This window comes from uncultured Amnibacterium sp., assembly GCF_964244015.1.
Taxonomy (GTDB): domain Bacteria; phylum Actinomycetota; class Actinomycetes; order Actinomycetales; family Microbacteriaceae; genus Amnibacterium.
Map to the genome: position 1 here is coordinate 1 of NZ_CAXTHO010000078.1, position 14,090 is coordinate 14,090.

General features: G+C 72.3%; 16 protein-coding genes. 5 read left to right on the forward strand and 11 right to left on the reverse strand.

All coding sequences use genetic code 11. The features are described 5' to 3' along the window. A partial coding sequence (locus ACFE67_RS09875) for an AIR synthase related protein (RefSeq protein WP_375406703.1) occupies positions 1-724 on the reverse strand: 724 nt, incomplete at its 3' end. Positions 725-855: 131 nt separating this feature from the next. Between ACFE67_RS09875 and ACFE67_RS09880 the strand changes: the two genes are divergently transcribed. Beyond that, positions 856-1,254, forward strand: a complete 399-nt coding sequence (locus ACFE67_RS09880; protein WP_375406704.1) for a hypothetical protein — start codon at positions 856-858, stop codon at positions 1,252-1,254. A gap of 87 nt (positions 1,255-1,341) precedes the next feature. Here the strand turns inward: ACFE67_RS09880 and purQ are convergent, their stop codons facing one another. From purQ to purD, 5 genes are read right to left on the reverse strand one after another with little or no spacing between them, the layout of a single operon-like run. Then, a complete protein-coding gene (gene purQ / locus ACFE67_RS09885) occupies positions 1,342-2,040 on the reverse strand; it encodes a phosphoribosylformylglycinamidine synthase subunit PurQ (protein WP_375406705.1) in 699 nt (232 codons plus the stop codon). Then, positions 2,037-2,303 (reverse strand): phosphoribosylformylglycinamidine synthase subunit PurS, encoded by a 267-nt coding sequence (purS, locus tag ACFE67_RS09890; protein ID WP_375406706.1) that lies wholly within the window; start codon positions 2,301-2,303, stop codon positions 2,037-2,039. The genes purQ and purS overlap by 4 nt, the downstream gene beginning before the upstream one ends. Before the next feature lie 9 nt (positions 2,304-2,312). Beyond that, positions 2,313-3,185, reverse strand: coding sequence for a VOC family protein (locus ACFE67_RS09895; RefSeq protein WP_375406707.1), 873 nt, complete (start codon positions 3,183-3,185; stop codon positions 2,313-2,315). A 59-nt stretch (positions 3,186-3,244) separates the two neighbouring features. Then, positions 3,245-4,093: a phosphoribosylaminoimidazolesuccinocarboxamide synthase gene (locus ACFE67_RS09900; RefSeq protein ID WP_375406708.1), complete on the reverse strand. Its 849-nt coding sequence runs from the start codon at positions 4,091-4,093 to the stop codon at positions 3,245-3,247. Continuing rightward, positions 4,090-5,355 carry a phosphoribosylamine--glycine ligase gene (gene purD, locus ACFE67_RS09905; protein ID WP_375406709.1) on the reverse strand — a complete coding sequence of 422 codons (1,266 nt, stop codon included), beginning with the start codon at positions 5,353-5,355 and terminating at the stop codon, positions 4,090-4,092. The genes ACFE67_RS09900 and purD overlap by 4 nt, the downstream gene beginning before the upstream one ends. Before the next feature lie 40 nt (positions 5,356-5,395). On the opposite strand from purD, the gene ACFE67_RS09910 reads away from it, so the two are divergent. Both ACFE67_RS09910 and ACFE67_RS09915 read left to right on the forward strand, forming a co-directional pair. Then, positions 5,396-5,767: a sterol carrier family protein gene (locus ACFE67_RS09910; RefSeq protein WP_375406710.1), complete on the forward strand. Its 372-nt coding sequence runs from the start codon at positions 5,396-5,398 to the stop codon at positions 5,765-5,767. Further along, on the forward strand, positions 5,764-6,117 hold the full coding sequence (locus tag ACFE67_RS09915; RefSeq protein ID WP_375406711.1) for a hypothetical protein: 354 nt from the start codon (positions 5,764-5,766) through the stop codon (positions 6,115-6,117). Before ACFE67_RS09910 ends, ACFE67_RS09915 begins: the two co-directional genes overlap by 4 nt. On the opposite strand, the gene ACFE67_RS09920 is transcribed toward ACFE67_RS09915, so the two are convergent. The 3 genes from ACFE67_RS09920 to purF all read right to left on the reverse strand — a co-directional run bounded on the left by ACFE67_RS09920 (position 6,111) and on the right by purF (position 10,361). Then, on the reverse strand, positions 6,111-7,283 hold the full coding sequence (locus ACFE67_RS09920) for an alpha/beta fold hydrolase (protein ID WP_375406712.1): 1,173 nt from the start codon (positions 7,281-7,283) through the stop codon (positions 6,111-6,113). The two genes, ACFE67_RS09915 and ACFE67_RS09920, sit on opposite strands and share 7 nt — an antisense overlap. Before the next feature lie 163 nt (positions 7,284-7,446). Continuing rightward, the gene (locus ACFE67_RS09925; protein ID WP_375406713.1) at positions 7,447-8,361 is read right to left on the reverse strand and encodes a cation diffusion facilitator family transporter; all 915 of its coding nucleotides are present in this window, start codon (positions 8,359-8,361) and stop codon (positions 7,447-7,449) included. Positions 8,362-8,891: 530 nt separating this feature from the next. Further along, positions 8,892-10,361, reverse strand: a complete 1,470-nt coding sequence (gene purF / locus ACFE67_RS09930) for an amidophosphoribosyltransferase (protein WP_375406714.1) — start codon at positions 10,359-10,361, stop codon at positions 8,892-8,894. Positions 10,362-10,393: 32 nt separating this feature from the next. On the opposite strand from purF, the gene purM reads away from it, so the two are divergent. Then, on the forward strand, positions 10,394-11,545 hold the full coding sequence (purM, locus tag ACFE67_RS09935) for a phosphoribosylformylglycinamidine cyclo-ligase (protein ID WP_375406715.1): 1,152 nt from the start codon (positions 10,394-10,396) through the stop codon (positions 11,543-11,545). Positions 11,546-11,576: 31 nt separating this feature from the next. Here purM and ACFE67_RS09940 read toward each other — a convergent pair whose 3' ends face one another. Then, positions 11,577-11,747 carry a DUF3073 domain-containing protein gene (locus ACFE67_RS09940; RefSeq protein ID WP_375406716.1) on the reverse strand — a complete coding sequence of 57 codons (171 nt, stop codon included), beginning with the start codon at positions 11,745-11,747 and terminating at the stop codon, positions 11,577-11,579. A gap of 133 nt (positions 11,748-11,880) precedes the next feature. On the opposite strand from ACFE67_RS09940, the gene ACFE67_RS09945 reads away from it, so the two are divergent. Then, a complete protein-coding gene (locus ACFE67_RS09945; RefSeq protein ID WP_375406717.1) occupies positions 11,881-13,068 on the forward strand; it encodes an NAD(P)-binding domain-containing protein in 1,188 nt (395 codons plus the stop codon). 87 nt (positions 13,069-13,155) lie between these two features. On the opposite strand, the gene ACFE67_RS09950 is transcribed toward ACFE67_RS09945, so the two are convergent. Then, positions 13,156-14,058 carry a hypothetical protein gene (locus tag ACFE67_RS09950; RefSeq protein WP_375406718.1) on the reverse strand — a complete coding sequence of 301 codons (903 nt, stop codon included), beginning with the start codon at positions 14,056-14,058 and terminating at the stop codon, positions 13,156-13,158. Positions 14,059-14,090 lie beyond the last annotated feature (32 nt).

Below are 14,090 nucleotides of genomic sequence, written 5' to 3' on the forward strand. Positions count from 1 at the left end.
AGGCGAGGATCGACGCCCCGCCGATCCCGTCGCCGCCCGTGCGGGCGCCGAACAGAACGACCTTGTTGCCGGCGCCGGTCGCGTTCGCGAGCCGCAGGTCCTCGTGCCGCAGCACCCCGACCGCGAGCGCGTTGACCAGCGGATTGCCCTGGTACACCGGGTCGAACACCGTCTCGCCGCCGATGTTCGGCAGGCCCAGGCAGTTGCCGTAGTGCGCGATGCCCGCGACGACGCCGTGGACGACGCGCAGGGTGTCCGCCTCCGCCAGGTCGCCGAAGCGCAGCTGATCCATGATCGCGACCGGACGCGCACCCATCGCGATGATGTCGCGGACGATCCCGCCCACGCCGGTCGCGGCCCCCTGGAACGGCTCGATGTAGGAGGGGTGGTTGTGGCTCTCGACCTTGAAGGTGACCGCCCAGCCCTGGCCGATGTCGACGACGCCGGCGTTCTGGCCCATCCCGACCATCAGGTGCTCGCGCATCCTCGGCGTGACCTTCTCACCGAAGCGGCGCAGGTACTGCTTGCTCGACTTGTAGGAGCAGTGCTCGCTCCACATCACGGAGTACATGGCGAGTTCGCCGGAGGTGGGGCGTCTGCCGAGCAGGGTGCGGACGCGCCGGTACTCGTCCTCGGTCATCCCGAGCGCCGCATACGGCTGCTCGAGATCCGGAGTGGCCGCGGCTCGACCGACCGAGTCGACGCTGACGGCCCGAGCATTCACCGCCACATCGTAGGAGCGCCCGGTTCCCCTCCGCTGACCGCCGGGTCACCGTGGACTTCCGCGGGGCCGACTCTCCCTTTTGTAGGAACCCCATTCCTACAAGACCGAGCAGAGGGGGGGATCATCGGGGCATGCGAGCGCGGCGCGTCCCGACGATGGCGGAGATCACCGCCGTCGTCGCCACGACGTCGGCGCCCCGGACCGCCCGGGACTCGGTCCGGCCCGGTCGCTTCAACCTGGAGGGGCGCTTCTTCGATCCCGACGGGAACCCGCTCACCCGCCTGAGCGACGAGCTGACCGAGGAGGAGGCGCTCGAGCGCATCCGCAGCGGCGCCAGGGTCGCTGCGGAGCCGTGCGGGTGCGGCGGCACCTCCCGGGGCTGTGCTCCGATCTGGTCCGACGACTCCTCATCGAACGACGGCGCGACGCTCAGGCTCCCCCGGAGGTCGGAGATGCCCACGTGGATCGACCTCTGGTCCGGCGACTCCGGCGACGTCGTCTTCCTCCACGGGGACGCTCGCCTCGACTGAACGCGGGGGCCGGAACTCGTCCACCTGGACTGTCGCGGGGCTCGCTCTCCGTTGTGTAGGAACCCCATTCCTACGAAACGGAGCGGGTCAGGCGGCGAGCACCGACTCCAGCGCGGACTGGAAGACGCGCAGGCCGTCGATACCGGAGCGCATCGCGGCGCTCGTGTCGGGCCCGAAGCCCGGCTCGACGGCATGCTCGGGGTGCGGCATCAGGCCGACCACGGTGCCGCGCTCGTTCGTGATGCCCGCGATGTCGGCGATGGACCCGTTCGGGTTCACGTCGAGGTACCGGAAGACGACCCTGCCGTCCCCCTCCAGCCGCGCGATCGTGTCCGCGTCGGCGACGAACCCGCCCTCGCCGTTCTTCAGCGGCACGATGATCTCCTCACCGGCCTCGAACGCGGTGGTCCACGCGGTGCCGGTCTGCTCGACGCGCAGGCGCTGATCGCGGCAGACGAACGACCCGTGGTCGTTCCGCACGAGACCGCCCGGCAGCAGGTGCGCCTCCGTGAGCATCTGGAAGCCGTTGCAGATCCCGAGCACCGGCAGGCCGCCCTCGGCCGCGCTGACGACCTCGCTCATCATCGGCGACCGGGCCGCGATCGCCCCGCAGCGGAGGTAGTCGCCGTAGCTGAAACCGCCCGGCAGCACGACGGCGTCGACGCCCTGCAGGTCGTGGTCGCCGTGCCAGAGCCGCACCGGCTCGGCACCCGCGAGCCGCACCGCGCGCCGGGCGTCGCCGTCGTCCAGCGAGCCCGGGAACGTCACGACACCGACCCGGGTCACGCGGAGACCTCGGCGGGTGTCCCTTCGTGCACGCTGACGACGTCCTCGATCACCAGGTTCGCGAGCAGCGACTCGGCCAACTCGCGGGCATCGGCGAGCACGGCGTCGGTGACCGGGCCGTCGATGTGCAGCTCGAACCGCTTCCCGACCCGGACGTCGCTGAACGCGGTCCTGCCGAGTCGATGCAGCGCCCCGGTCACCGCCTTGCCCTGCGGGTCGAGCAGCTCGGCCTTGGGCATCACCTCGACGACGATCACCGGCACGCGTCGAGACTACCGAGTCGGGTCGGGACCCACCGCGGCGATGGTCGCCTGGACGGCGTTGTTCCACGGATCGGCGAACGTCAGCTCCCGCCCGTCGTGCCGGACGGCGACCTCCGCGATGCGCAGGCGGTCTTCGAGCGCGGCGAGCGAGTCGAGGTCGGGGAGGCGCAGCGACACCTGGCCGAGGCCGAGCGCCGGCGTCCGCGGGCCGGCGCCACGGCTCTGCCACGTGTTCATCCCGACGTGGTGGTGGTAGCCGCCCGCGGAGACGAACAGGGCCTGATCGCCGAACCGCGCAGTCGTCTCGAACCCGAGGACATCCACGTAGAAGCGCTTCGCGGCGGCGATGTCCCCGACCTTGAGGTGCACGTGACCGATCTCCGCGAGGCCGGTCGGTCGGGCGTCGTCCCGGAGGTGCTCCTGGAGGAACGCGTTCGGATCGAGTGCGAGCGTGTCCATCTGCACCGCTGCGCCGTCCCACCGCCACGCCGATCGCGGGCGGTCCCAGTAGAGCTCGACACCGTTGCCCTCCGGGTCGTCGAAGTAGAACGCCTGCGACACGAGATGATCGCTCGACCCGGTGAACGAGGTGGGGTAGCGCGTGGCGACCGAATACACCGCGGCCGCCAGCGCGGATCGCGAGTCGAACAGGACCGCCGTGTGGAAGAGCCCGGCCGCGGACCGCGAGCCGTGCTTCAGCGCCGCGGCATGCCGCAGGACGAGGGACGGCACGCCTCCACGCCCGACGCCGACCTCGCCGGGACCGGATGCGAGCACCTCCAGCCCGACGCCGTCGGTGTAGTACCGCGTCATCGCGTCGAGGTCGGCGACGTCGAGCGTCACCGCGCCCATCGACGTCGCAGCGGCGAGCACATCGGTCATCGCAGCATTCTAGTTGTACCGACAACCGTTTCCCGGCCTCAGGTGGGGAGAGCCCGGCCTCAGCCGGTGAGGAGGTCCACCAGCTCGCGGTAGCGGTGGGCGGTCCGCTCCACGATCCCGTCGGGGAGGTCCGGCGGCGTGCCGGTGCCGTCCCAGTGGGCGGTCAGCCAGTCGCGGACGATCTGCTTGTCCCAGCTCACGCCTCGACGACCGGCCGCGTATGCCTCCGCGTCCCAGTAGCGGCTCGAGTCGGGTGTCAGCACCTCGTCCGCCAGCACCAGCCGACCATCCGCGTCGTCGCCGAACTCGAACTTCGTGTCGGCGAGGATGACGCCCTTCGCCTCCGCGATCGCGGCCGCCCGGTCGAAGATCGCCAGGGACGTCTCCCGCAGCCCTTCCGCGGTCGTGACGCCGACGAGATCGACGACAGTCTCGAAGGGGATGTTCTCGTCGTGCGCGCCGACCGCCGCCTTGAACGCGGGGGTGAAGATCGGCGCCGGCAGCCGGTCGCCGTCCTGCAGCCCGTCAGGCAGCGACACCCCGCTGATCGAGCCGACGCGGCGGTACTCCGCATATCCGCTGCCGGTCACGTATCCGCGGACGACGCATTCCACGGGGTGCATGGACAGTCGCCGCACGAGCATCGCGCGATCGGCGACCTCCTCCGGCACCGCCACATCGGTCTCGACGAGGTGGTTCGGCACCTCCGTCAACTGCGCGAACCACCAGCGGGTCAGCGCCGTCAGCAGCGCCGCCCGACCCGGGATCGGCCGGGTCAGCACCTGGTCGAACGCGCTGATGCGATCGTCGGCGACGAGCAGCAGCAGGTCGTCATGGCCGTCCGGCAGGTACAGGTCCCGCACCTTCCCGGCGGCGAGGAAGGTGAAGCCCGGCAGGTCGGCGCTCACCGGATGCCTGCCGCGATGTCGGTGCGGTGCTGGGCGCCGGGGAACCGGATCAGGTCGACGCCCTGATACGCGGCGTCCCGCGCGGCCTCGACGTCGGCGCCGAGGCCCACCACGGTGAGCACCCGCCCGCCGGAGGCGACGAACGTGCCACCGTCGAGCGTCGTCGCGGCGTGGTCGACGTGCACCGACGGCAGCGCGTCCACCTCGTCCAGCCCCGAGATCGAGGCGCCGAGCACGGGGTCCCCCGGGTACCCGGCGCTCGCCAGCACGACGCCGACCGCGGCGCCCGCGCTGAACGCGGGCGCGGGCACCCCGGCCAGCGCACCGATCGCGGCCGCCTGCAGCAGGACGCTGAGGGGGGAGGTGAGCCGCGGCAGCACGACCTGCGTCTCGGGGTCGCCGAAGCGCGCGTTGAACTCGATCACCGTGATCCCGGACCCGTCGACGACCAGCCCGCAGTAGAGCAGGCCGACGAACGGCGTGCCCTCGGCGGCGAGCTGCGCGATCACCGGCGCCGCGACGGTCTCGCGGACCTGCTCCACGAACGCGTCCTCGCTCCCGAACGACGCGGCGAGCCAGGGCAGCGGCGAGTAGGCGCCCATGCCGCCCGTGTTCGGGCCCGCGTCGCCGTCCCGGAGCCGCTTGAAGTCCTGCGCCGGGCTGAGCGGGAGCACGACCCCGCCGTCGCTGATGAAGAAGAGGGACACCTCCCGGCCGCCGAGGAACTCCTCCACCAGCACCGGCCCCTCCTCCAGCCACTGCAGCGCGTGCGCGCGCGCGGCGTCCCGATCCCCGGTGACGAGCACGCCCTTCCCGGCGGCGAGGCCGTCGGCCTTGACGACGTAGGGGGAGCCGGTGCTGTCGAGCGCCGCGTCGAGGGCGCCCGCGGTCCGCACGTCGACCGCGCGACCGGTCGGCACGCCTGCCGCGGCCATGATCCGCTTCGCGAACGCCTTGCTGCCCTCGAGCGCCGCTGCTTCGCGGCCGGGACCGAACACCGGGATCCCGCGCTCGCGGACCGCGTCGGCGACCCCCGCGACGAGCGGCGCCTCCGGACCGACGACGACGAGCTCGGCACCGAGCCGCACCGCGAGCTCTGCGACCGCCGCCGGATCGTTCGCGGCGACGGGCTCCAGCCGCGCGAATTCGGCGATGCCCGCGGTGCCCGGCGCGACGATGAGCTCGTGTCCAGCGCCCTCTGCGGCGAACGATCGCGCGATCGCGTGCTCGCGGGCGCCGGAGCCGACGATCAGGATCCGCACCGCGCCAATCTATCTGCGCGGCCGCGTACCGTTCTCGTCTGTGGCGAGAGCGCGGATCCCGGACGGCGAGGGCGACCAGGCGGTCGCCGCTGCCGTCGGCGGGGACGCCGATCGCGCCGTGACTGCGACCGCGGTGCGCTACCTCCTCCAGCTGCTCGCCGAGCGCCATCCCGGTGGTGCCGTCGAGGTGCGGGTGCCGCCGTTCGGCGCCGTGCAGTGCATCGGAGGGCTGCAGCACACGCGGGGCACCCCGCCCAATGTCGTCGAGATGGCGCCGTCGGTGTGGCTGCACCTCGCGACCGGGAGCCGCGGCTGGTCCGACGCACTCGATTCCGGCGCCGTCCAGGCCTCCGGATCCCGCGCCGACCTGGCAGGACGACTGCCGGTGTGGCGTCCGGTGGTAGCGCGATGAGCGATCCGCAGCGCCGCCGCGTCCGCGTGCGCCGCAGCCCGAAGATCGGTGTCTTCCTCCTGCTCGGTGCAGTGGCCGGCGCGCTGGTCGCGATCGTCGCCGTGAACGTCACTCCGCCCGACCCGACGACCCCGACGATCCAGACGGCCGCCTTCCTCGCGGCGCTGCTCGCGCCCGTCGGCGCGCTGATCGCCGGCGCTGTGGCCCTCGTGCTCGACCGGATCTCCGAGCGGCGGGCGAAGATCGTGGAGGCGGAGCGCGTCCCGCCGACGTTCCGGCCCGCCGCTCCCGTCCCGGACGACGCTGCCGCGGCCCCCGCTCCGACGACGGGCGACGACGCCGCTCAGTGATGCGCCGCGGGCCCGGCTGCCAGCTGCGCGCCGTGGTCGCGGAGGAGGGCGATGGGACCTGCGGACAGGCGCTCGGGCTCGTCGAGCGGAACGCGCGCGACGCCGGCCGGGTCGTGCAGCGCCCGAGCGACGTACCAGCGCCGGACGGTGCCCTGCGCGGTGTACTCGACCCAGGCGACCTCGCCGACCTCGACCTCCACGCCGAAGGCCTGGCCGCCGATCCGGGCCGCGGCGGCGATGTCGGTCTCCGCGTCGTCCGGCGCCGCGACGGGCAGCCCGAGTGCTCCGGGCCCGCTCGGGACCGCGAGGATCGATCCGGCGCCGTTGAACGCGAGCACCCCGATCTCGCGCGTCGCGGGAGCCGGCTCCTCCGGTCCCCGGTCGAGCGGCGACTCCAGGAACTCGAGCGCCCGCGTCCTGAACGCCCGTGCGGTGGGAGCGTTGAAGTGGTTCCTCCCGGGGATCAGGAAGAACTCGCCGTGCGGAGCGGAGGCGGCGAGCCGCTTCGACGCGGAGAGGATCGGGTCCTCGCCGCCGGCCGCGAACAGCACCGGCTGCTGCGGCGGGTTCGCCGGGTCCGGCTGCTCGCCGCCGCGCATGCCTTCGACCAGGGCGACGAGCGCTGCGAGGTCGTTGCCGGGGATGCTCTCCGCCATCGTGATGTACGCCTGGGTGAGCCGATCGTCGACGGGGTCGCCGGTCGCGAGGAACGTCTTCGCCTGGTCGACCCGGAACCGCGTCAGGGGGTCGCCGTCGGGGATGCCGCCCAGCACCGCGCGCGTGATCGCATGCGTGCCGCCGAGCGCCGCATGCCAGCCGACCCGGGCGCCGAGGGAGTACCCGACGTACTCGGCCTCGTCCACGAGATAGGTGTCGAGCACCGTCTGCACGTCGTCGACGAGCAGCGCCATCGAGTAGGCGGCCGGTTCGTGCGGTTTGCCGCTGTGCCCGTGGCCGCGCTGGTCCAGCGCGAGCACGCGGTAGCCGGCGCGGTTCAGCTCGCGGACCCACCCGGTCGCGATCCAGTTCGCGTACGCGGAGGACGCGAACCCGTGCACGGCGAGCACCACGGGATCGTCAGCGGCACCGAGGTCGTACGTCGCGATCGGCACGCCGTCGGAGGCCATGACCCGCTTCGGCTCGGCAGCTGGGGGCAGCAGGCTCACGTGTGGATCCTGCCGCATCCGCTCGCGCTCCCGCGGGGGTGTCCGACTCTCCGTTTTGTAGGACGGGTCGTCCTACAAAACGGAGAGTGTCCGGGCCGCGGTCCGGGCCGCGATAGTGCCGCCGCCAGCCCCTGAAGCGCACGGACCGCCCGGCCGTGCCGCCTCAGGCGTGGGTGCCGGATTCGTGGGCGGTGTGCGCGGGCGGCTCGAGCTGGAAGGTCGAGTGCGTCAGGGAGACCGCGAAGTGCCCTGCGACGCACTGCTGCAGCGCGTCGAGCACGGCGGGGGCGGAGCCGTTGCGGAAGCAGACGGCCTCGACCACGACATGGGCCGAGAGCACCGGGAGGGAGGAGGACACCCGCGTCGCATGCAGGTCGTGCACCGCGAGGACGTGCTCCTGCTCCAGCAGGTGGGTGCGGACCTCCTCCAGGTCGAGACCTCGCGGCACCGACTCGAGCAGCACCTCCACCGCGTCCCTGAGGAGCAGGAGGGTGCGCGGAACGATCAGCGCCCCGACGACCAGCGCGGCGATCGCGTCGGCGCGGGTCCAGCCGGTCGTGGCGATCACGATGCCCGCGGCGAGCACGCCGACGGAGCCGAGCGCGTCGTTCAGGACCTCCAGCCGGGCGGCTCTGCTGTTGAGGTCAGCTGCGCCGGCGCGGCGCAGCACCAGGAGGGAGGCGAGGTTCCCCGCCAGGCCGATCGCGCCGAACGCGAGCAGCGCCGGACCCGGCACGGGGGCCGGGTCGGCGAACCGCTGGACGGCCTCGACGAGCACGAAGACGCCCACGCCGAGCAGCACCGCGGCCTGCGCGGCGGCACCCAGCACCTCCGAGCGCGCCCAGCCGTAGGTGCGTCGGACGGTCGCGGACCGGGTGGCGAGGCGGGAGGCGATGAGCGCGAGCCCCAGCCCGAGCACGTCGGTCAGCACGTGCGCGGCGTCGACGAGCAGTGCGAGGCTGCCGGTGACGACCGCGCCGACGACCTCCACGACGAGCAGCACGGCCGTGATGGCGAACACGACCGCGAGCGCTCGGGGAGGGGCCCCGGCGCCGTGCGCATGATCATCGTCGTGCATGGAGCAAGTCTGCGGCAGAACGACCACCTTGCGCGGTACTCGACGCCTTCGCGCGACAGGGAGGCCCGCCGCGCGAAGGTGGACCTACTGCGCGACAGTCCTGCGGGGGAGCGGGGCGGGGTGGTCTCGAGGCTCGCTTCGCTCGCACCTCGACCAGCGGGTAGGGCGCGGACGCCCAGCGCGGCCCCGAGGCCGTGAGGCGAGCGCGCGTCCAGCGTGCCGCTACGGCACAGCTGCGCCGCAGCGGCGGCGGCGCAGCCATGAGCACGAAACAACGCCGGGCAGCATGTGCGGGGGAGCGCTGCCCGGCGTCGTCATCCGGGAGACCGTGGCAGGACCTCGCGGGGGGAAGTCCGGTCCTGCCGATCCGTGCACCCCGGGGGAAGGGTGGTTCGGGACCGTTCGGTCGTATCGGGTAGTACAGCGGTGGGTGCCGCCGTGGATGAATGTAGCACCGCGTGAGGACAGAACGACCTGTCTGTCCCCATCTTCCTCACCCCAGAAAGAGGGGTGCCCCCAGGGGAAACGCTTCAGGACAACTGATTGGCCTCGACCCAGCGCAGGTACTCGGCGTCGACGGTGCCGGTGACGTAGTCGCCGGTGAAGCAGCTCATCTCGAGGTCGGTCACGCCGGATCCCTCGATGATCGCGTCCCGCATGTCGGCCACCTCCTGGTAGATCAGGTGGTCGGCCCCGAGCTCGCGGGCGACTTCGGGGATCTTCCGGCCCGCGGCGATCAGCTCCCTCCTGCTCGGCATGTTGATGCCGTACACGTGCGGGTATCGCACGGGAGGGGCGGCGGAGGCGAACGTGACCTTGTTCGCGCCGGCCGTCCGGGCCATCTCGACGATCTCCTTGCTGGTCGTGCCGCGCACGATCGAGTCGTCGACGATGAGCACGTTCTTGCCCTTGAACTCGGAGCCGAGCGCGTTCAGCTTCTGGCGCACGCTCCGCTTCCTGACCGCCTGGCCGGGCATGATGAACGTGCGCCCGACATACCGGTTCTTGTAGAACCCCTCGCGGTAGGTGATGCCGAGCCGCTGCGCGAGCTGCATCGCGGACGGGCGTGCGGAGTCGGGGATGGGCATGACCACGTCGATGTCGCCCATCGGCGTGTGCGCGGCCACGGTGTCGGCGAGGCGGTCGCCCAGGCGGAGGCGTGCGTCGTAGACGGAGATGCCGGACATCGTCGAGTCGGGCCTGGCCAGGTAGACGTACTCGAACGAGCACGGGATGAGGCGCGGGTCGTCGGCGCACTGCTGGATGTGCAGCACTCCGTCGGGCGTGATGAACACGGCCTCGCCCGGGGCGACGTCGCGGACGACCTCGTACCCGTTGCTCTCGAGCACGAGCGACTCGGAGGAGACCATCCACTCGTCCCGCTGCACGCCGGGGAGGTGATCGGCGGTGCGGCGACCGAGGGTGAGCGGCCGGATGCCGAACGGGTCGCGGAAGGCGAGCAGCCCGCGGCCGGCGATCAGGGCGATCGCGGCGTACGAGCCCTCGACCCGCTTGTGGAGGGCGCGGACCGCGGTGAAGACCTGGTCGGGGTCCAGCTCGAGGCCGGAGACCTGCGACTGCAGCTCGTTCGCCAGCACGTTCACGAGCAGCTCGGTGTCCGAATCGCTGTTCAGGTGCCGGCGGTCGACGTGGAACAGGTCGGCGCTCAGCTCGCGGGTGTTCGTGAGGTTGCCGTTGTGCACGAGCAGGATGCCGTAGGGGGCGTTCACGTAGAACGGCTGCGCCTCCTGCTCGCTCGCCGCCGACCCGCGGGTGGCGTAGCGCACGTGACCCAGCCCCGTGCTGCCGAGCAGGGAGCGCATGTCGCGGGTTCGGTACGCCTCCCGGACCTGCCCTTTGACCTTCACCATGTGGAAGGAGCCGTTCTCGTCGGTCGCGATCCCGCTGGAATCCTGGCCGCGGTGCTGCAGCAGCAGCAACGCGTCGTAGATGAGCTGGTTGACCGGCTGGGCGGCGGAGACGCCGACGATGCCGCACATTCGGGTGGATGTCCCCTTGGCTTTAGGCTCGAGTGGTGCAGCCGCCATCCTCCCATTCGGCGGTCGTCGGCCGCGCTGGGGGCGCTCCGGTCGACCGCTACGCCGCCGCCGGGGTCGACACGGCCGCCGGCGACACCGCCGTCGAGCTGATGAAGCGATCGGTCGCGGCGACGCACGGACCGCAGGTGCTCGGCGGTGTCGGCGGGTTCGCCGGCCTGTGGGACGCGTCGGCGCTGACGGGCTTCCGCCGCCCGATCCTCGCGACCTCGACCGACGGCGTCGGCACGAAGATCGCGATCGCGCAGGCGCTCGGCAAGCACGACACGATCGGGCAGGACCTCGTCGGGATGGTGGTCGACGACATCGTCGTGGTCGGTGCCACGCCGCTGTTCATGACCGACTACATCGCCTGCGGGCGCGTCGTGCCCGAGCGCATCGCCGCGATCGTCGACGGCATCGCACGCGCGTGCGCCGAGACCGGGACCGCGCTCATCGGCGGCGAGACGGCCGAGCATCCCGACCTGATGGCACCCGACGACTACGACGTCGCCGGTGCTGCGGTCGGTGCGGTGGAGGCGGACCGGCTGCTCGGTGCCGACCGCGTGCGGCACGGCGACGTGGTGCTCGCGCTCGCCTCGTCAGGGCTGCACAGCAACGGGTACTCGCTGGTGCGCAGGATCGTGCGCGACGCCGGGCTGCGACTCGACACGCACATCGAGGAGTGCGGCACGTCCCTCGGCGACGCGCTGCTCGAACCGACCCGCCTCTACACAGCGCCGCTGCTCGAGCTGCTCGCGGGTGCGTACGGCGAGGGCGTGCACGCGTTCGGGCACGTCACCGGAGGCGGGTTGGCCGCGAACCTCGCGAGGGTGCTGCCGAAGGGTGCCCGGGTCGACCTCGACCGGTCGACCTGGACCCCGACGCCGGTCTTCCAGGTGCTCGCGGACCTCGGAGGATTCCCCCTCGCAGACGTCGAGGGCGCGTGGAATCTCGGCATCGGCGTGTTCGCCGTGGTCGATCAGACCGTCGCTGCGCAGGCTGCGGAGGCGCTCACCGCCGGTGGAATCCGGACCTGGCAGGCCGGCGTGGTCCTGACCGGTCTCGGGTCGGAGGTCGATGACGTCCAGGGAGCGAAAGGCGTCGACGGCGGCGCGGTCCGCCTGGTCGGCGCGTACGCCGCGTGAGCCCGTACGGCTGAAACGGTGGTCGCGCTGGTCAGCGGCGCGAGTCCTCCCCGGCGAAGTCCTCTTCGGACCAGCCCGCGTGCGGCTCGGATCCGTGGGTCCCGATCTCCGCCTCGAGAGCGTTGTAGTTCGTGTCCGGGCTGAAGTACTTCAGATCGCGTGCGATCTTGGTGTGCTTCGCCTTCTGACGGCCTCGCCCCATGCGTGACCCCCTCAATCGTGCTTCGCCGCGGCGGGTGAAGGTGGCGGCGAAACTGCGAAAACTGGCGATCAGCGTAACACGCACCGTTGCGGCAGGATGGTGTCCGGCGCTCGCGCCGGGGGAGGGGATGGCCGTGGTCGCTGTACCCGCGCGAGTCGACGTGGTCGTGATCGGCGCAGGGCAGGCCGGACTCTCGGTGTCCTACTACCTCCAGCGGATCGGGGTCCGCAGCGGCGTGGACCAGGTCGTCGTCGACCGCGGACCGGGTCCCGGCGGCGCCTGGCAGCACCGGTGGGGAGCCCTCCGGCTCGGCTCCGCGCACCGCGTCCATGACCTTCCCGGCATGCGTCGCGCCGGGATCACGTTCGAGACCGCCGATCGCAGCAGGCCCGCCCGCGACGTCGTCTCCGAGTACTACGGCCACTACGAGCGCTTCTTCGGGCTGGACGTGCGGCGACCCGCGACGGTCGCCGCGGTCTTCGACCGGGGTGCCGACCTGGTGGTCAGGACCACGGTCGGCGAGATCACCTCCCGCGTCGTCGTGAACGCGACCGGCACGTGGGGCTCCCCGTTCGTCCCGTACTACCCCGGGGTGCGGGACTTCGCGGGTCGCCAGGTGCATACGGCGAGCTACCGCGACGCCGCCGATTTCGCCGGTCTGCGGGTGCTCGTGGTGGGCGGCGGGACCTCCGCCATCGGCTTCCTGCTCGAGCTGGAGGGGGTGGCCTCCACGACCTACTGGTCGACCAGGCGGCCGGTCGACTATCTCGACCAGGGCACGCTGGACCTCGAAGCGGCAGTCGGAGCCGTCAGCCAGCAGGACGACGCCGCACGGGCCGGCACGGCGCTGCCTTCGATCGTCTCGGGCACCGGCGTCCCGAAGACGCGCCGGATCGCCTCCGCCATCCAACGGGGCGTGCTGGCGCCACGACCGATGTTCGACCACCTCGAGCGGGACGCCGTCGTCTGGCCGGACGGCTCGCGCGAGCGGATCGACGCGGTCGTCTGGGCCACCGGGTTCCGGCCGGACATCCGGCACCTGAGCCCCCTCCGCCTCCACGAGAAGGCAGGCGGGGTGCAGGTGACGAGCGGTGCTGCGGAGCGCGACCCGCGCATATTCTTCGCGGGGTATGGGCCGACCGCGAGCACGATCGGGGCGAACCGGGCAGGCCGGACGCTGGCGCGCCAGGTCTTCGCCGCGCTCGGTGAGACGACGATGCCCGTCGACACGGCGCCGGAGCCCACGGTGCTGCAGGTGCCTCCCGACGAACCGCCGGACCACGTCGCCCAGCTGATGGCCCGCTTCTTCACCGACGCCTGACCCTTCGCGGATCCGGAGATCTCGGGCGACACCCCGCGCGGAGGCGCCCCTCGTCGGGGTGTCGTCGAATTTCTCCGGATCCGCGAATCATGCGCGGCGACGCCAGACCTGTTCGATCACATCGCCGACGTAGGCGGTCTCGCGGACGGCCGCGTTGTGAGTGAAGCGGAGGGGCTGCCGGCCGAGGTAGGCGAGCACGGCGTCGCGCTCGCGGTCGCGGACGACGGCTTTGCCGGAGTGGTGCGTGATCCCGTCCGACTCGATCGGGAGCCACTCGTCGACCAGGCCGTCGGTCCGGTAGAGCGAGGTCAGCCACGCCTGGCTGCGCCACGGGATGTGGCGGTCCTCGGCCTCCAGCCGGATGAAGGTCTCGCCCACCGACTCCGACAGGGGATCGCTCCGGTCGACCGCGCCGACCAGGTGGGAGGGGAGCGCGTCGCGCAGCACCGATGTCGACGCAGCGACCATGATCGGCGGGCCGCCCGCCGAGTTCCGTGCGGAGTCGATGGCGGCGGTCAGCCATCGGAACGACGTGCAGTGCGCGAGCTGCAGCAGCGCGTCGGCCGGTGATACCCGCCACCCACGGAGCGGTTCGAGGCGACGCTCCCAGTGGAGGCGGACGGCCGGATCCTGGCCGGCGCGGACGTGACTGGTCGGGTCGTCCGAGCGCCGCAGCCGTGTGACGTCGGGCGGCAGGCACACGTGGGTCCTGGCATCCATCCCCTCGGGGATGAGCATCCCGTAGCTCTCCGCTGCTGAGACGCACCCCAGCACACCTCCGGCGCGGACCGCCCACACGGCGCTCGCGGGCGCGGCCGGATCGAGGTACCAGCCGACCCGCGGGCGGTTCAGTGCCCCGACGTGCCGGAGCCGGCCGAGTTCCGTCCCGGTGAGCTTCGCCTCGAAGAACGCCCGGGTCGGCGCCAGGCCGTCGTTGCGGCGCAGCACCTCGCCGGCGATCGCGATGAGGACGGCGAGATCTCGGGTCATGGCACGGGACTGTGGCGCACGTCCGACCCGAG